Annotated in this window: 16 protein-coding genes; 15 read left to right on the forward strand and 1 reads right to left on the reverse strand. The window is 62.1% G+C overall.

The annotated features are described in order from the left end of the window. The first annotated feature begins 38 nt into the window (after positions 1-38). The 4 genes from AC06FB_RS07745 (at position 39) to AC06FB_RS07760 (ending at position 3,297) form a co-directional block, all read left to right on the forward strand. Positions 39-1,472 carry a hypothetical protein gene (locus tag AC06FB_RS07745; RefSeq protein ID WP_478053537.1) on the forward strand — a complete coding sequence of 478 codons (1,434 nt, stop codon included), beginning with the start codon at positions 39-41 and terminating at the stop codon, positions 1,470-1,472. 107 nt (positions 1,473-1,579) lie between these two features. After that, positions 1,580-2,137, forward strand: a complete 558-nt coding sequence (locus tag AC06FB_RS07750; RefSeq protein ID WP_478053538.1) for a glycine zipper 2TM domain-containing protein — start codon at positions 1,580-1,582, stop codon at positions 2,135-2,137. 345 nt (positions 2,138-2,482) lie between these two features. Continuing rightward, a complete protein-coding gene (locus AC06FB_RS07755; RefSeq protein ID WP_478053539.1) occupies positions 2,483-2,821 on the forward strand; it encodes a hypothetical protein in 339 nt (112 codons plus the stop codon). Next, positions 2,818-3,297, forward strand: a complete 480-nt coding sequence (locus AC06FB_RS07760) for a hypothetical protein (RefSeq protein WP_478053540.1) — start codon at positions 2,818-2,820, stop codon at positions 3,295-3,297. The genes AC06FB_RS07755 and AC06FB_RS07760 overlap by 4 nt, the downstream gene beginning before the upstream one ends. Positions 3,298-3,351: 54 nt before the next feature. Here AC06FB_RS07760 and AC06FB_RS07765 read toward each other — a convergent pair whose 3' ends face one another. Next, entirely contained in the window at positions 3,352-3,876 is a 525-nt protein-coding gene (locus AC06FB_RS07765) for a GNAT family protein (protein ID WP_478053541.1), read from the reverse strand. A 288-nt stretch (positions 3,877-4,164) separates the two neighbouring features. On the opposite strand from AC06FB_RS07765, the gene AC06FB_RS07770 reads away from it, so the two are divergent. From AC06FB_RS07770 to AC06FB_RS07820, 11 genes are all read left to right on the forward strand, one after another. Next, positions 4,165-4,644, forward strand: a complete 480-nt coding sequence (locus AC06FB_RS07770) for a JAB domain-containing protein (protein WP_478053542.1) — start codon at positions 4,165-4,167, stop codon at positions 4,642-4,644. 560 nt (positions 4,645-5,204) lie between these two features. Continuing rightward, the gene (locus AC06FB_RS07775) at positions 5,205-5,714 is read left to right on the forward strand and encodes a hypothetical protein (protein WP_478053543.1); all 510 of its coding nucleotides are present in this window, start codon (positions 5,205-5,207) and stop codon (positions 5,712-5,714) included. Beyond that, positions 5,714-6,172: a hypothetical protein gene (locus AC06FB_RS07780; RefSeq protein WP_478053544.1), complete on the forward strand. Its 459-nt coding sequence runs from the start codon at positions 5,714-5,716 to the stop codon at positions 6,170-6,172. The genes AC06FB_RS07775 and AC06FB_RS07780 overlap by 1 nt, the downstream gene beginning before the upstream one ends. A gap of 111 nt (positions 6,173-6,283) precedes the next feature. Next, entirely contained in the window at positions 6,284-6,784 is a 501-nt protein-coding gene (locus tag AC06FB_RS07785; RefSeq protein WP_478053545.1) for a Csu type fimbrial protein, read from the forward strand. Between the two features lie 119 nt (positions 6,785-6,903). Then, positions 6,904-7,563, forward strand: a complete 660-nt coding sequence (locus AC06FB_RS07790; RefSeq protein ID WP_478053546.1) for a fimbrial biogenesis chaperone — start codon at positions 6,904-6,906, stop codon at positions 7,561-7,563. Between the two features lie 18 nt (positions 7,564-7,581). Next, positions 7,582-9,762: a fimbria/pilus outer membrane usher protein gene (locus tag AC06FB_RS07795; RefSeq protein WP_369969272.1), complete on the forward strand. Its 2,181-nt coding sequence runs from the start codon at positions 7,582-7,584 to the stop codon at positions 9,760-9,762. 198 nt (positions 9,763-9,960) lie between these two features. After that, on the forward strand, positions 9,961-12,747 hold the full coding sequence (locus AC06FB_RS07800) for a DNA methyltransferase (protein WP_478053547.1): 2,787 nt from the start codon (positions 9,961-9,963) through the stop codon (positions 12,745-12,747). Further along, positions 12,744-14,849: a DEAD/DEAH box helicase gene (locus tag AC06FB_RS07805; RefSeq protein WP_478053548.1), complete on the forward strand. Its 2,106-nt coding sequence runs from the start codon at positions 12,744-12,746 to the stop codon at positions 14,847-14,849. The genes AC06FB_RS07800 and AC06FB_RS07805 overlap by 4 nt, the downstream gene beginning before the upstream one ends. Then, a complete protein-coding gene (locus AC06FB_RS07810) occupies positions 14,842-16,035 on the forward strand; it encodes a GIY-YIG nuclease family protein (protein WP_369969271.1) in 1,194 nt (397 codons plus the stop codon). The genes AC06FB_RS07805 and AC06FB_RS07810 overlap by 8 nt, the downstream gene beginning before the upstream one ends. Positions 16,036-16,079: 44 nt before the next feature. After that, a complete protein-coding gene (locus AC06FB_RS07815; RefSeq protein WP_478053549.1) occupies positions 16,080-17,318 on the forward strand; it encodes an abortive infection family protein in 1,239 nt (412 codons plus the stop codon). Between the two features lie 80 nt (positions 17,319-17,398). Continuing rightward, positions 17,399-17,860 carry a hypothetical protein gene (locus AC06FB_RS07820; RefSeq protein ID WP_369969269.1) on the forward strand — a complete coding sequence of 154 codons (462 nt, stop codon included), beginning with the start codon at positions 17,399-17,401 and terminating at the stop codon, positions 17,858-17,860. The last annotated feature ends 103 nt before the right edge of the window (positions 17,861-17,963 follow it).

The following is a 17,963-nucleotide window of genomic DNA, read 5'->3' on the forward strand; positions in this document are numbered from 1 at the left end:
CGCTATGAGTGGATAGAACAACTCGTACTGGAGGTGACATGAACATTGCGCAAAGATTGAAAGAATTCGTGCGACTGACCCAAGAGGGGCCAGTCCTCTCAGGCCTCGCGCAGCTCATAGGGAGGTCAGCCGATACGGCCAATTCGGACCAGGAAGCGATGGGCATTGCGGACCTTGGCCCGGTGCCAAATCGTGAGGGCACACGTGATCTCCAACATGGCGTTCCGCTGCATGATCAGGTCGAAGCGGTGCCTGTCGTGCGACTTCATGCCGATACGTTCAATTCGGGCCAGGACGCGATGGGCATTGCAGACCCGGACCCGGCGCCAAACCGTGAGAGCACTCGTGACCTTCAAGGTGCTGTTCCGCCGCGTGAGCGGATGGAAGCGGCGCCTGTCGCGCTACTTCATGCCGGCGCGGTTGATTCGGACCAAGAAGCAATGGGAATTGCGGACCCAGACCAGGTCCCAAATCGCGAGAGCATTGTAGACCTTCAAGCTGCTGTTCCGCTGCATGAGCGGGTCGTAGCGGAGCCGGTCACGCTATTTCATGCCGCGACGTCCGAGGCGGTTGCCGCAGCACTGGCGCGAGGCGAGAGTGTAAGCGACACCGATGAGCAAGGCCGCACTGCTCTTCACCATGCTAGAAATGGGGAGGTGGTGCGGGCATTGGTGGAGGCAGGGGCCGATCTTGAAGCAAGGGATCTGGAAGGGAACATTCCTGCTCACACCGCGCACGATGATGCGATGGAGGAGCTGATCGCGGGTGTGGGTAGGAGCATCATCCAAGAAGGCGTTAAAAACAACCGTGGCGAGTGCGCATGGGATACCCGAGACTACTTTGAGGGGCGTCGCCGTGAGCAGGCCTACTACGAGCAGTTGGAAGAAGAGGAGGCAGCGAAACGAGCGGAGAGCGATAGGAGTGAACAAGCCTTCGTATTTAAGGCCGTTGCTCTCATTGAGGCCGGCGACTCGAAGGCGCTTCTTGAGCTGGTGGAGGACCCCGACACAGCGCTGGTCAGTAGGAGCCGTTCTTACAACATCGATGGTGACGAAGGATGGGCCTACAACGAGTATGCCGGCTACAGCGTCCTTCATGAGGCTGCGAGCGTTGGGAATGCCCAGCTGTGCCGCGAGTTAGTTTTCGCTGGGGCCGATTGGAACAAGAAGTGCTATTTGGTAGGCGAATCGGGCTTCGATGACTACGTCAACGGCTTTCGAGACGAGGGCCTGAAGCCCGTCGACTTTGCGGGGAACAAGGAAACGCGCACCTTCCTGGAAAATGCGGCGCATGAATTGCGTGCTCATAACCTTTCCAAGCGGTTGGAGGAGATTTATCCCTCCGCCGACTCCTGGAAGCCACCTGCAGGAGGCTTTGCCGCCGAGGCTCAGCGGCAAGCGACTGCCGCCTTGAGGGCAAATGGGCAGGACACCCAAGTTCAAGAGGCACCGCGCATGCGGGCCCGGCTCTGAACCTATGGAAAGGCAGCTAAAACCGCCTTTCCTTTTTCCGCCCCCCTTGCGCATTTCCAGAATCGATCTATGCATAGGTGAACCTACTCACGAAACGGAGGTGCACCTTGAAAACCATTGTTCTGGCCCTTGCGCTGGCGTTGTCTGCTCCGGCCGCCTTTGCCGCCGATTCCACCTCCGCTCGCCGTTACGGTTCGTCCGAGGCCCTGTCCGTCCAGGACGCCCGACTGGGTGAGGTCCTGATGGTCCGCACGGTTCAACTGAAGTCCGACCAGCGTCTGAACGCTGGTTCTGCCATTGGGGCGGCCGTTGGTTATGGGGCTGCTAACCAGGTCAAGAACCGGGACTACCGCAACGCCGCCCGTGTGGCAGGCGGCGTCATCGGTGGGGTTGCCGGAACCGCGGTTCAAAAGGGCCTCAGCGGCCGCCGTGCGGTGGAGATCTACGTGCGCGATTTGTCCGATCGCCGCCAGCGCGTCCTCGCGGTAGTCCAAGACGCCGACGTGGACGTGCGCGAAGGTGATCGGGTGTTCCTGGTGGGGAAGGGAAGCAAGACCCGGGTGGTGCCGATGGCACGGATTGAAGTGTGGGGTGGTGGTGAGAATGCATCGTCATGCAGAGAGCGCGCCTGCGGTGCCATTGGCTTGGCGGATGAGATGCGCTGATGAAATGGATTTCCTTGTTCGCTGGCTGGTGGTTGGGCGCATGAAGCGGCGATCCGTTGCCCACCGCCGCTCTGAAGTCGCCCGGATGTTTCGAGAGGGACACCGCCGGGCGGCCATCGCCCAAGCCCTGGGCGTTCCGTCGCCCGTGGTGAGCGCCGACCTGGCTCACCTGGGGTTGCGGCAAAAGCCCAGGCGCCCACTGGCTGACCAGCACGCCCTGGTGGTGCGCCTCCTGGAGCAGGGGAACAACGGCCCTGCAATTGCCAAGCGCCTGGGCGTGACCCGGCAGGCGGTTCACGCTTACCTGCATGCCCATGGCCTGCTCCCAACCCAGAGGAGGACCCCATGACCGTTTTTCTGGTGGTCGTGCTGTTTGAGCTCGCCATGTTTGCGATCACCTTCGGAATCGCGTGGCTGTGCGCCTCCAAAGCCCGCAGCGCCCGCAGCGGCTGGGAGGCGTTCCAAGCCGGCCGACAGGACGCCCCATCCGTGGCTGCGTTGCTGTGGCGGCTGGTCCTGTTCTACGCGTGCTTGGCGTTGCTGGCCTACCAACTTCAGCACGTGGTGACCGGGGTCTGGTTGGATCCTTCCAACCCATACCTGCCATCCTCGCTGGCTGTTGTCGTCTATTCGATGGCATGCGGGCTTCTTCACGGCAGCGGGCTGGCCCGGAGGCGAGCATGAGGACCAGCCATGGCCGGGTGCGCCCAGACCCGATCGACGCCCGCCCTCGCCACGACGGGCTGTTCCAGGGCGAAAGCACGGGCGAAGAGGTTCAGCAAGAGCGCGACCCGTTGCTCCAGGCGCTTTATACAGAATCGCTCCACGCCCGCGGGGACGTGGACGCGGTTGATCGCTTGCTCGATGCCCACCGGGAGGCGTTTGGGGAGCCCGAGCAAGTCGCCTATGCCCGTCAGCAAGACGAACGCCATGATCGGGCGTTGCCGTTGCCCAACATTGGTCGGCCGTTGAGGCCGTCCCTGGAGCGCTACTTGGACGAACATCGGTCATGGAGCCCACCAACCGCCAAAGAGGTCGCCATCGCACGTTCCAGGGGCCCCGCCATGGTGCGCGAAGGGAAGGCATGGCGTGCCGCAGACGACGTTGCCGAGGTTGCTGTAGAGGCGCCCAAGGACGCCCCACGGCAGCGGATGCGATGACCGCTCTATGGGACTTGAAGCGGTGTCTTGCCCAAGCCTTTGGCGGTGCGCTTGTTATGCAGGAAACACGCGAAGAAAACTGTGCGTGTTCTTACCAATGGCAGGATTCGGTAGGACCTTCTCTCCACCCAAAATCTTGCGGGCGATCTTCAGCGACGCGTCGTTGCCTTCGTCAACCACCGCCTCAATGACGTATCCACTCTTAAGCTTGCCCTGCATGCCGTTGGTGAATTCCATCAATGACTTCAACGCCACGGCGATGCCAAAGCCTTGCCCTCTGTAGCTTTCCAGAACCGCCCAGTCCATCTGAAACACCGGCGTGTTTGCTTCGACGCGATCGAGCAGCATGACGGAGCGGGCGATAACTTCGTTCTCGACGGTGGGGCTGATCATGACGTAAGTCAGCCTCATCATTCCAGCAGGTTGATCAGCGTGCGCAAAGATGTCTTCGTGAACCCGCCCGCGCTGGAAATCGATGTCCCCGTTCTTGGCGGCGATGGCCACCTGCCGAAGGCCTTCTTCCGCCAGCTCCGCCCCGGTCATAGGCTTGCTTGCCTGCTTTTTGAACTTGCCGAACATTCCTGTGTCCCCTGTTTGCGGTCCTTGATCCCTCAATGTATCGGATCGTTTGCATCCAGGCACGTGTTTTGACCACTGATTGCTCTCTTTGATTGCCATCCCCACCCGGGCAGTGGCCTCTTCACTGGGAATCCTGGCTCCGCTGACGCAGCCGCAAGGGCAGTCCTCCTCCACGGTGTTCCGGCCCTTCGCTGCGCGCCTGGCGGTGCTCGCTCCCGGGTGCGGATTCGTCCAACGCTTCGCCCATCGGTTCCCACGAGGCGCATCCCGCGCCGGTGGAGAAAGCAGATGAAGCGAGCCAACGACATTCGGGCCCAATACCAGCTGGCCATGGACGAGGAGGGCATCCTCCTGGCCGCCTCGCACATCCTGGAGCGTCGCCTCCTCCGCCAAGGAGCCATCACCGATCCCAGCAGCGCCAGCAGCTACCTCACTGCCCGCTGTGCGCACCTGGATCACGAAGTGTTTGGCACGGTGTTCCTGGACACCCGCCACCGCATCCTGGCCACCGAGCACCTCTTTCAAGGCACCATCGACGGGTGCGAAGTCCATCCCCGCATCGTCGCCAAGAAGGCACTGGACCACAACGCCGCCGCGGTCATTTTCTTTCACAACCACCCCAGCGGAAACCCCGAGCCCAGCGCGGCCGACCGCGCCATCACCGACCGCCTCAAGCAGGCCCTTGCGCTTCTCGACATCCGAGTGCTGGATCACCTGGTGATCGCGGGCGCCTCGCACGTGTCGATGGCCTCAAGGGGGTGGGTGTGACCACCCCCGTGGGAGAAAAAGCCTGTGCCGGAAGCCGCCGCCGGTCGCTGCGCGCCGGCATCTGAAAAAGCATCCGCATGGATGGAAAGCACCAACGCCTTCGGCGCGATAAGTGATGTTGGGAATAACTGCGGCCTTAGCTCCGCAGTCTTTGCTTTTAGTCAAAGTTTTGTCCGCTGCAGCCGTGGACAAATTTCCAGGGCGATCTACCTTGAATTCAGGGGTAGGCAGTGCCGCCGACCAAGCCAAGAGGTGTCACATGAGCGCAACCGTCACAACCAACGAAACCAAGATGATCGCGTTGGGATTGAATCCCGGCTTGATTTAAGATTATGCAGCGGTCTCCCTGGAGCCCGTGAGCTTTGAAGAAGAGGGCAGTCTGGGCTGGGCGACCACTTGGACCGCGGTTCATGCCGTGGAGCTCCACAACGGCGCGAAGGTCAACGCTTACGGACGATCCTTCCACGTCCCCCAAGCCAAGCCCGGCTACAAGCACTTGCTCAAGAGCTGGCGAGAAGAGCAGGGGCAGCGCGCGGACTTGCCTTATTGGGAGGCTCGGGATGGGCACTGATCTGGTGGGACACCGCTCTGCGAACAGTGAAGATGAGGCTGTGATGGATTGCCCTATCCGATGGATGAAAGAGCGCTTTTGTGAAGGCAGGACGAAACGTGGAAAGAGAACCGTTGTCATGGGGGCTATTCGATTCGCAAGTCCAAGCGTTTTTTTACGCTTGGGCGAGCGCGCAGGTGTTCTCACTTTGGCGGACCTTAGGGCCGTGCTATCGGATGCCAGCCTGTGCCGGGTGGCGGCGCGCGAGTTGCGGGACTATTTGGAATCCAGCGTCGAACCCCTCAGAGCGCAGCGTTGGGAGGGCTTGTGGGAGCCAACGGTGAACAGACTTTCAAGAACCTCTGCCAATGCCCAGCTCGTCATCGACTATGAGGACATTGGGGCGTTTGCCATTTTCATGAACCAGATGGTTTGCGAGGCGCTTGCGCGGCACAACGCGCACGCGTTGGACCAAGCGTGGCCCGAAGGTTCTCCCAGTCCAAAGAAGTGGCGGTTGTGATGGGTGCCGCGACCCCTCGGATGAACGGACATTGGGGAGACGGAGAGCTCGGAAAGAGTGAGAGGGCGACCGTGCTTCATGGCATCCATTTCATCAGTCCCTCGGTGGATGGCCCGCTGTTCAATACGGTGTGGCTTCCCACGCTGGCCGACTTGCGGGCGCTGCTCGCTGACGCCGACCTCTGCAAGGCAGCCGAAACCGAGGTGAGCGCGTTCATTGACACGTTCGTGGACCCGTTGCCCCCTGAGCTCGACGAGGTCATTTACCAGCCATCGATAAAAGAGATTTCCAGCTTGCCGGATGATTGCGGGATCGGCGTGGGCGTTTTTGTGACTGACGCTTTTGCGTTCGTCCTTCAGCGCCTGATTCAGGAGGCAATGGCTCAGCACCGTGCGCGTGAGCTGGATGGGTTATGGGAGCAGTCAGCCGCCGCAGGTGGCAAACGACCCAGGCTCTAACCGCTGGGTGGGTGGCCCCCTTGCGCCTTTTCAGATTCGAGGTATCGGTAAGGGGATGGCCCATTAAGGGCTACTCATCCCCACTCAATCCCTTTCAAGGAGACGATACCCATGACACGCAAGACCTTCCTTCGCGCCCTGCTGCCCATCGCCCTGGCCTCGCTGGCGGTGCCCGCCTTCGCCGCCGACACCACCGCAGACCTGACGATTCAGGGCACCCTGACCAACACCTGCAACTTGTCCGTTTCTCCGGTCACGGACATGGATTGGTCGGGCACTTCTGACAACTCCACCCGAACCTCTGCGTTGAGCATCGTGTGCAACCAGGGAACCACTTACTCCATTTCGCCAGGACAGGGACAGAACTTTGGAGCGTTGGCGGGTTACGAGACCTACCGCGCCGTCAGCACCGGTTCGGGTGCCTTCATCCCCAATGGCTTGTTCAAGGACATTCCCGGCACCCAGGCATGGGGCGATGATGCTGATGCGTTCGCGGGCACGGGTAACGGTGCTGTGCAAACCCACGAATTCGCGTTGAAGTTCTTCGCACTCAAGCAGGCCGTGGGCGGCAACTACACCGACACGGTCACCGTCACCGCCACTTACAACTGATGTCCCGACGCCCCCAACTTGCCCCGGGGGCTTTTTGTTGCCGAAAAGATGAGTAGGTATGGGTTGACGGAATGGTATTTCGATCTAGCTTGAATGGGGACACCCCCAAAGGAGACCCCATGACCCATTCCCAACGGTTTTTGGCTGTGGCCGCAGCGTCCTTGCTGCCCTTTTCGGCGTCCGCCGGTTCCATCTCCGTTGGCCCCACCACCCTGATGGCCGATACCTCGGCCAAGCACGTCGCCGTGACGCTGCACAACAGCGGGGACGCCTCGGTGCGTTACCAGGTGAAAGCGGTGGGGTGGGATCAGGCCACCGGGCAGAACGTGTTTTCACCCACCACGGAGATCGTGGGGGCGCCCACCTTCGTGGACGTCCCGCCCCAATCCAAGCGCACCGCCCGGTTGATGCGGGTGGGCGCGCTGGGCGAGCGGCGCTACTACCGCGTGCTGCTGATGCAGCTCAAAGACCCCAACGCCCAAGGCGTCCAGTTGCTGGTCAACCAGGACTTGCCCGTGGCCTTTGAAGCCACCAACGCACCCATCCCCCAGGTGACCGTCCAAGCGGTGGCCAAGGGCTACCGCCTGACCAACCACGGCCAGACCGCCGCCCGCGTGTCGTCCATCGGCCCGGCCGGTGGGAAGCCATGGCGCGAGGGTGCGTTGGGTTGGACGCTGCCGGGGGCTTCGATGACCTACGAGACCCATCCTGGCCAGCGCGCTGAGAACCTTTCAATCACCGTCAACGGCCAGCGCGTCACCGTCCCTGTGGGGCGGTGATCGATGCGTGGCCAAGCCTTGGCGTTGTTGCTGTTGGCTGCATCGTCGGCCAGCGCAGCGGTGCCCGATGGCGTGGCGCCAGCGTTCCTGGTGCCGGTCATCGGCGGCAAGGCCAAGGCGGATCCACTCCCCTTCTGGCAGCAAGACGGTGAGTGGTTCGCCGACCCGGTCACCTGGCGCGAGGTCGGGCTCCAGCTTTCCGCCGGTCAAACGGAGCCGGTGAGCGCCCAGGCGCTGGGCGTGGGCTTTGCCGTTGACGAGGCCACCGCCACGGTCGCTTTGGACCTGCCGGCAGACCGGCTCAAGGCCCAGCGCGTGGCCCGTGACCGCGCCGAGCGCGGCCCCATCGCGCCGCCCGCTCCCGGGGTGCTGGTGAACTACAGCGTGGCTGGCATGGTGTCCGAGCAACAGCAGGCGCTCTCCTTGGGGCACGAAGTCCGCAAGGCGGGCCGTTGGGGCGTTGTCAGCACCAGCGGGCAGGCCAACACCGACGCGTCGGGCACCGGCTACCTTCGCGGCGTGACGCGCTGGCAGAAAGACGATCCCAACCGCTTGGTGACCTACCAAGCCGGCGATGTGTTCGCTGGTCCTTCGTCCTCTCCGGTCAACCTGGGCGGGGTGCGCGTGGCCAAGGACCCGCGGGCCTTGGATCCGTTGACCCCAACCTATCCCGTCCCGATGCTCGGTGGCGTGGCGCTCGATCCGGCCACGGTCGAAGTCGTGGCCAACCGCGCCCGCGTGCTGCAGGGCCAGGTGGGGAAGGGGCCGTTCACCGCCGATGGCAGCGCCTTGGGCACCGGTGCACAGCAAACCCAGGTGGTGGTGCGAGACCCCTACGGCCGCGAAACCGTGGTGAGCGATCAGCGTTTCTACGTCGCCCCCACGTTGCTCCGCAAAGGGCTCACCACGTGGGAAGTCGCCGCCGGCCGTGTGCGCCAAGGGGAGAGCGATTACGAGGCATTGGGCGCGACCGCGTCGGTGGCTTGGGGCCTCAACGACCGGTGGACCCTGCGGGGCACCGCCCAAACCTCAACGGATGGGAAGGCCAACGTGGCGGTGGGGGCCACCACGGTGCTTGGCACCTATGGCACGTTGGATGTGGAATTGGGCACCTCCACGCAGGGCGGCCAACGTCAAGCCGTGGCTTACGACTACCGTGGCCTGAGATTTGGCGTGCGCTTGGAGCACGAGCGGCAGCAGGACTATTGGCGCCTGCGCGCCCCCAATGCGGTGGAGTTGGCGCAGCGCACCCGGGGCTCGATCTTCTGGCGGCCCACGCCCCAGTGGTCCCTCCGAGCAGGGTTCTCCGACGTGCGCACGCCGCGCTTTCGCACCGCTTACGCCGACGCCGGGCTGACCTGGCGTGGCGACGGGCACACCGTGGCCGTCTCCGCGTTGCGCGATCTGGAGCGCAAGGAAACTCGGGTGGAGGTGGGCTACAGCTACGATTTCGGCCGGGGCAAGGGCGTGAGCGTTAGGGCCCGGCAAGCCCCCGATGCCAACGCCTGGGCTGTCCAGGGACGCGCCCGTCCCACGGTGTTGGGAACCCCGGTCGGCTTGTCCGCTTCGGTAGACGAGGGGGCGGCCGGCCAGACGGCCCGGGCCAACGCCAACTGGACCACCCGGGCAGGGTGGGCCCAGGTCAACGCCGAGCACGGGCCCAGCAGCACCTGGGCTTCCGGTTCGATGGCCGGCGCTGTCCACCTGGACCGCCAGGGCGTGACGTTCCTAGGTCCGGCCGAATCCTTCGCCGTGGTGGACGTGCCCGGCCAAGCCGGGGTGCCGGTGAGGGTGGGCGGCAGATTGGTAGGGAAGACCAACGCCCAGGGCCGCCTGGTGGTGGGCGAGGTGACCCCAATGGTGCCCACCGAGGTCCGCGTAGACGATCGGGCGCTGCCACTGGGCACCCAGTTGGCCGAGATCGAGCAAACCGCCACCGCTGGCCGCCAAGCCGGCATGCACCTCACCTTCCCGGTCCTGACCGAGACCGCACGCACCTTCCGCCTCACTGGCCCAGCCATCGAAGCGGGCACGGTGGCCAAAACGGCGACCGAGACCACCCAGGTGGGCTACGACGGCGTGCTCTACCTGGAGCAGCCGCGCCCCGGCCAGACGGTGGATGTGGAAGGGGCCTGCAAGGCCACGTTGCCCAGCTATCTGGGTTCTGCGCAAACGGTGGCCGAGGTGGCTTGCCGCTGATGGGGAGAGCCTTTGGAAACAAAGGCTTGCTATGTCGCAGGTGCTGCGAAAGTGGCTCTCTACCATGGGGCTGAACGATACTTGGGACCTGTCTTTCGAGAGTTGCCGGATGTCATTGCTTCAACGCCACGTGGACTGCTCCCATCCTCCCTTCCGTCGCGCCTGTCACGGCGGGGCTTCGTCGTGGAACTTGGCCGTATGAACGCGGTGGAAATCGAAGAGGCCATCTACGAGCTGGCCCAGGCTCCCTTTGATTCTGCAGAATTCCCCTTCCAGTTCTTGGCGGCGTTTGGCAACAACGAGGTCACCCTCAAGCGCCTGAGAAAAGTCGGGTCAGGCGGGACGAATCTTTCCGACGTTCCAGGGGCCATTCTTCAACGCAACCACATCCACTTGGCAGTGTGCGAACGAGGAAAGGTGCGTGAGACGTTCGAAGCGTTGAAGGCCAGCGCCAAGAACTCGACGTATCGGATCAAGCTCGTCCTTGCCACCGACGGTGAATCCCTTGAGGCGGAGTATTTGGCCACAGGGGAGCCCTTGGCATGCCCCTATGCCGAGCTGGCCGAGCACTTTGGCTATTTCCTGCCCTTCGCCGGCATCACCACCGTTCAGGAGATCAAGGAAAACCCGATCGATGTCCGGGCGACGGGCCGTCTCAACAAGCTTTACGTGGAGCTGCTGACCCACAACCCAGATTGGGACACCGACGAGCGGCGATCGGACATGAATCACTTCATGGCCCGACTGATCTTCTGCTTCTTCGCCGAGGACACGGATATTTTCCACGGCGATAGCTTGTTCACGCGCACCGTGGACCGGATGTCGGCTCCTGACGGATCGAACACGGACACCGTGCTCGGAACGCTGTTCACGGCGATGAACTTGAAATCCGATGATCGTCCCAGCGCGGGCCTTCATGGTTGGGCGCTGGCATTTCCCTATGTCAATGGCGGGTTGTTCTCAGGCAGCACAGAAGTTCCGCGGTTCACCCGGGCTGCACGCTCGTATCTGCTCCGGATCGGTGAACTGAACTGGCGCCAGATCAACCCAGACATCTTTGGGTCCATGATTCAGGCGGTGGCCGACAAGGAGGAGCGCGGATCGTTGGGCATGCACTACACCAGCGTGCCGAACATTCTGAAGGTGCTGAACCCGCTCTTCTTGGATGACCTGAGATCACATTTGGAATCCGCGGAGGACAACAAGAGCAAGCTGCTCAACCTGCGCAAGCGGATGGCGCACATCCGTGTCTTCGATCCGGCGTGCGGGTCCGGCAATTTCCTGGTTATCGCCTACAAGGAAATGCGCAAGATTGAGGCGGAGATCAACCGGCGGCGCGGCGAGGAGGATCGGAAGTCCGACATTCCGATCAATAACTTCCGCGGCATTGAACTCAACGACTTCCCTGCTGAGATTGCCCGGCTGGCGCTCATCATTGCCGAGTTTCAGTGCGACGTGCTTTACCGCGGGCAGCAGCAGGCGTTGGCTACCGTCCTTCCGCTCGACAGCAAAAACTGGATCACCTGCGGCAACGCCTTGCGCATCGATTGGCTCTCCGTTTGCCCGCCGACAGGAACCGAGGTCAACCTCCAGGGCGACGACTTGTTCACTGCTCCCGCCGATCAGTCCGAAATCGACTTCGAAAACGAGGGGGGAGAGACCTACATTTGCGGAAACCCGCCCTACAAAGGGGGGACTGAGCAGGACGATCAACAGAAGGCGGACATGGAGGCGCTGTTCGGGAATGTCACCGACAGCTTCAAGTCCTTGGATTACGTTTCGGGCTGGTTCTACAAGTTTGCCCGCTACGCCCGTGCCACCCAGGCTTCTTGTGCTTTCGTAAGCACGAGCTCCATCACTCAAGGCGAGCAGGTCGCCCGCCTCTGGCCACTGTTGCTTGCAGAGGGCTTGCGGATCCGTTTCGCCTATACCCCATTCAAGTGGCGAAACCTGGCGGCGAAGAATGCAGGCGTGACAGTCATCATCATCGGCTTGAGCGAAAGGGACACAAGCAACCCCTTGCTCTTCCAGTCGGACGACAACGACACTATCACCAAGCGCGAGGTGGCGAACATCAATGCTTACCTCATCCCATTTCGAGACATCTACGTTCCCGCTCTTTCCAAACCGTTGTGCCCCATTGGTGAAATCATCAATGGCAGCAAGCCGGCGGACGGCGGTCATTTGTTGATGAAGGCAGATGGCGCGAGGGCTTTGGTCCAGGCAGAGCCCGAGACCGCGCGTTACGTGCGTCAATTCCTGGGTGCAAACGACACCATTCAAGGCAACTTGCGCTATTGCCTTTGGATCACGCCTGAAGAGGCGGAGCAGGCCATGGCCCTTGCTCCCATCAAGGCCCGCACCGATCAAGTGGTGGAGATGCGTAAGAAGAGCGGCAAGGCGCTCACCAAGGCAGGAGCCGCTACTCCCTATGCCTTCCAGCAGGTGCGCCAGACGGGCGAGGAGACGGTTATCTTGGTTCCGCGGCATTCTTCGGAAACCCGCCCTTATTTGCCTGTAAGCCTGTTTCCTCGAGGGGCCATCGTCGCCGATGGGGCATTTGCTATGCTCGATGCGGAGCTGTGGTCCTTTGCCTTGCTCGCATCCAAGATGCATCTGGTGTGGGTCGCAGCGGTCTGTGGTCGCATCAAGACGGACTACCGGTATTCCAGCACGCTGGGTTGGAACACTTTCCCCGTGCCGGTATTGACGGAGCAGAACAGGTCCGACTTAGAGGCCTGCGCGAAAGACATCTTGCTGGCGCGGGAGGCGCGTTACCCCGCCACCCTTGCGGACCTCTACGAACCAGATGACATGCCGGACGACCTCCGGCAGGCCCACGAGCGCAACGACGAGGTGCTGGAGCGGATCTACATCGGTCGCCGGTTCCGTAACGACACGGAGCGCCTCGAAAAACTGTTCGATCTTTACACCAAGTTGACGGCCACGCCGGCCAAGCCCAAGAAGGGGGGAGGGGCGAAATGACCATGGAAACCAATCCGACCAATCGGCACACCGTGCCATCCGTATCCATCACGGCCGCTCGCACCGGGGAGTCGAACAAGGTCAACGCGCTGGGCATGCGGCCCATGCAGGAGCGAGCCTACGCCAAGCGGGGCGAGCAGTTTCTGCTCATCAAGTCGCCTCCGGCATCGGGTAAGTCGCGAGCCCTGATGTTCATTGCGTTGGACAAGCTGGAGAACCAAGGGCTCAAGCAGGCCCTCATCGTGGTGCCCGAACGCTCGATCGGGGGCAGCTTTGCCGACGAAGAGCTAAGCAAGCACGGGTTCTGGAGCGATTGGGTGGTTCGGCCACAGTGGAACTTGTGCAACGCACCTGGCGAAGACAACGGGAAGGTCGCCAAGTCCAAGATCAAGGCCGTTGGCGAGTTTCTGTCCAGCGATGACCGGGTGCTGGTGTGCACGCATGCCACCTTCCGCTTCGCGGTGGACGAGTTTGGGATCGAGGCCTTCGACAACCGTTTGATCGCCATCGATGAGTTCCATCACGTCAGCAGTAACCCGGACAACAAGCTGGGCAGTCAGCTGGGTCAGCTCATCGCGCATGGACAGGTCCACGTGGTGGCGATGACCGGTTCCTACTTCCGTGGAGACACCGTGGCGGTGCTCTCGCCCTCGGACGAGGCACGCTTTGAAACGGTGACCTACACCTACTACGAGCAGCTCAACGGCTACACCTACCTCAAGTCCCTGGACATCGGCTATTTCTTCTACACCGGTCGCTACCTGGACGCGATCATGAAGGTGCTGGATCCTGGCCTGAAAACCATCGTCCACATCCCCAACGTCAATGCCCGGGAGAGCCTCAAGGACAAGCACCGCGAGGTCGAGGAAATCATGTCCCGCTTGGGCACCTGGAAGGGACTGGACCCGGGCACGGGGTTCCATCAGGTCGAGCTGGCCGACGGACGCGTGCTTAAGGTTGCCGACCTGGTGGACGACACCGACGCTGCACAGCGCACCAAGGTCCTGTCGGCGCTGAAGGATCCGGCGCACAAGGACGACCGAGACCACGTCGACATCATCATTGCCTTGGGCATGGCCAAGGAAGGGTTCGACTGGATTTGGTGCGAACACGCGCTGACCATCGGCTACCGCAGCAGTTTGACCGAAATCGTTCAGATCATCGGCCGCGCCACCCGCGATGCACCCGGCAAGGAGCGTTCCCGCTTCACCAACCTCATCGCCGAACCCGCTGCCGACGAGGCCGCGGTCGTGGACGCCGTCAACGACACCCTGAAGGCCATCGCGGCCAGCTTGCTCATGGAGCAGGTGCTGGCCCCGCGGTTCGAGTTCACGCCCAAGAACGCCGGCAAGTTGGACGGCTTTGACTACGGCGACGACGGCTACCAAGAGGGCGGTCACAACGTGGGCGTCAATCCGACCACGGGCCAAGTTCACGTGGAGATTGGGGGGCTGGCCATGCCGACCTCGCCCGAAGCGGCGCGCATCTGCCGTGAGGATCTGAACGAGGTGATCACCACCTTCATTCAAGACAAGACGGCGGTGGAACGTGGGCTGTTCGACAAGGAAAACACCCTGCCCGAAGACCTGACCCAGGTTCAGCTCGGCAAGATCGTGCGTGACCGATACCCGGACCTGACCGCGGAAGACCAGGAGGCCATCCGTCAGCACGCCATCGCCGCGCTCAACGTGACCCAACAGGCCAAGCAGCGTCTGGCGGAAGACGATGCCCAGGGGGAGCAGGGCAACACCTCGCTCATCGACGGGGTGCGGAAGTTCGTCAACGTGCGGGATTTGAACATTGACCTCATCGACCGGATCAACCCGTTCGATGCCGCCTACGCGGTGTTAGCCAAGGCCATGGATGAGAAGATTCTCCGTCAGGTCCAAGCCAGCATTTCAGCCAAGCGCGTGGCCATTCCTTACGACGAAGCCAAGGCGTTGGCCCTGCGTGCCCGCGCGTTCAAGGCAGAAAAGCAGCGAGCCCCCGACATCAACTCGCCAGACCCTTGGGAGCGCAAGATGGCTGAAGGCGTGGTGGCCTTGGCCAAGCACGTCCAGCAACGCAAGGCGGCAGAGGCTCGAGGCAGCGATCATGGCTGATTGGGACGAAGACGAGGCCTTATTGGCCGAACTGGGGCAAGATCTGGCCCCGATCAAGGCCGCTGCGCGAACGCCCCAGGAAGAACGGCTGATCGCCGGTTTCGAGGAAATCCTCCGGTTCGTGGATGAGCATGGGCGTTCTCCGCAGCATGGAGAGGAGCGCGACATCTTTGAACGCCTGTTCGCCGTGCGCCTGGACCGCCTGCGGTCGCTTGCCGATGCACATCCATTGCTCATGCCCTTGGATACGCACGGATTGCTCCGAGAAGCCCCAACCCTTGCTGCCACCGTGCAAGATGAATCGGTGGACGATGACGCCCTGCTGGCCGACTTGGGTGTGAGCGAAGGAGGAGCAGAGGACGACATCACCCAGCTGCGTCACGTTCGGTCCTATGAAGAGCGCAAGGCCTTGGAAGACATCGCCAGCCGCACGCCTTGCGCAGACTTTGAGCGCTTTGCGCCGCTCTTTGAGCGCGTGGAGGGGGATCTCAAGTCGGGGCTCCGGAAAACCCTGCGGTTTGGCCGCGACGCCAGCGTGGAGAAGGGCAACTTCTTCATTCTCGGCGGGCAGATGGCTTACGTCGCCGAGGTAGGCGAGCCGGTGCGCACGCCCAATGGGGAATCCAACGCCAGGCTGCGGGTGATCTACTCCAACGGCACCGAGAGCGATTTGCTCGAGCGCTCCTTGCAGCGGGCGCTCTACAAGGACGACACCGGCCGACGCATCACCGACGACGATTACGGTCCCCTGTTTGGGGATGCTTTGGAAACGGACGACGTGGTGAACGGCACCATCTATGTGCTGCGGAGCCTTTCCCGCAATTCATACGTCCAGGAGAATCAGCAGCTGATCCACAAGATCGGCGTTACCGGGGGTAAGGTCGAGACCAGGATTGCTAACGCGGAGAGGGAGTCGACCTACATGTTGGCAAAGGTTGAGGTCATCGCGACTTACAAGCTCGCCAACGTTAATCCCATTCGCCTTGAGAACATCTTTCATCGCATCTTCCAGTCTGCGCGTCTTGAGCTAACCCTCCGAGATCGGATGGGGGTTCCTGTGAAGCCGCGGGAGTGGTTCTTGGTTCCGCTTCCGGTGATTGATGAGGCGGTCAAGCGTATCCAAGACGGGAGCATCACTGACTACGTCTACGACCCTGCCCAGGCCATGCTGGTTCGCCGGAGCTGATCGTGCTGACGAACCCTCTCGATGACCACGTGTTGGAGCGGTGCTTGGGCGCCGCTTACGTGCTGCTCCAAGAGAGTGGGCACACCGACGCGGCTGATCTTCTTCGCACCTCCACCGCATCTATCCAGCACGACACGTCTGATAACTGGAATGGGGGCACGAACTACTGGAACGTGTTGCTGGAGGTGCCGGCGCCGGAGTTCGCGCGCTTGCGGCCCAAGCTCAAGGACGTATGCGAACAGATCACCGAGGCATTGTCGGAAGCCATCCCCCCGAATGGCCACGACTTCTTCGCCGCCCGGTTGATTCCCATCGTGGGCCAAAACGAAGACTGGCGCTCCGCCTCTCCGGTTGCCATTCCCCGAAACGTCCGCCGGAACATCTTCGATGGGCTTCGGCTGGAGCAGGTGAATGTGTTCGGCGCGTTGGACGACACCGAGTTCCTGAGCCGCATCTACGAGCTTCGGCGGTTGCCATCCACCGATCCGCGCTACAAGGATGCGGCCGGGGACATCTACCAGCACCGGGTCAACAATTTTGACTGGGACGATTACTGGATCTTCGACGACGACCGTTTCCCGTTGCTCGATGGTCCGGCCGATACCTTCCTGCGGTTCTTGGCGGAGATGGTCCACCCGGTGGTGAGGCCTGACCGGGAGGAGGCCGCCACCATCGTTGAGCACCTCAACGACCAACTGCGGCAAGCGGGTTGGCACTTGGTCGAAGTCGAGCGGATCGCAGGAAGGGCCCGGTATGAACCCCGCCCGTTGACCTCCAACGGTCACCGATCCTTTGAGAGGGGAAGGTCTGCCGCCGATTCCTTGGACGCGGGCGCCATCGCCAAGCAGATACAGCGCATGGAATACGCGGTTGAGAAAGATCCCGAGCTGGCCATCGGCAGCGCCAAGGAGCTGGTGGAATCGTGCTGCAAGACCATCCTGGGCAAGATGGGGGTGGAGATAGGCAAGAGCGACGACATGAACGACTTGGCCAAGAAGCTGGCCAAGAGCTTGGACCTGGTGCCCGAAGGGATCGATGACCAAGCCAAGGGGGCCGAGTGCATCAAGCGCATCCTGAGCAACCTGAACCAAATCGCCGGTAACCTGGCCAACCTTCGCCGCCTCTACGGCACCGGCCATGGCAAAGACGGCAAGCACCGTGGGCTGCAGCCCCGGCATGCGCGCTTGGCGGTGGCGTCTGCCGTGGCATTTGTGGATTTCGTCACGGAGACCTACCGGGACCGCACGCAAGCACGGCCGGCCAAATCGGAGGTGGATGGGTGACACCTCGATCGGCAAGGAAGCCGAAGTCGGCGCATCCTTCGGGCAAGAAGGGTCCTGTTGGGCGTTCTCCCAAGAAGCGGGTGTCAAAGAAGGTGCAGCCCAACGGACCGATTGTTCTGACCTCCGCCCAAGAGAGGTTCCTGGAAACGATCATCGTCGAGGGAATGACACGCATGGGGTGGTCCCGGGCCTGCGCGGAGCGCGGTGCGCGCATTTTTCTCCGCAAGGCCAATTCACCTTCGAAACTGCGCATGGTGGCTGCCAAGCTTGGCATGCTCAACGAAGCGCCGCCTGCACCGAAACCGAAGCCGCTTGAGAAGAAAGTGCCGGGGAAGACAAAGCTTCCTAAGAATCGGTTCAAGCCCTCGACCAAAATGAGCAAGGCTGAGATAGCCAAGCTGCCGTCCGTTGATGCCAGGCCAGCGCCCAAGACAGCGCTGCAACGTCTAGAGCGTGCGCTGGGTCCGGACGATGGGAGGCGGCGGCGAGGTGGCAGCCCGGTGGTGCAAGGCGGCAGTCCGGGGCTGGGGAGGCGCCGATGAACGCTACTTTCAACCAAATTCTCATCGTGGATTCCCTCCCGGAAGGCCAACTCAACACCGCAGCCCGCCTGTTCGCGGATGCCCAAGACTGGGCGCGGGTGAT

The sequence above is a fragment of the Stenotrophomonas sp. Steno-C15 genome (genome assembly GCF_056393265.1).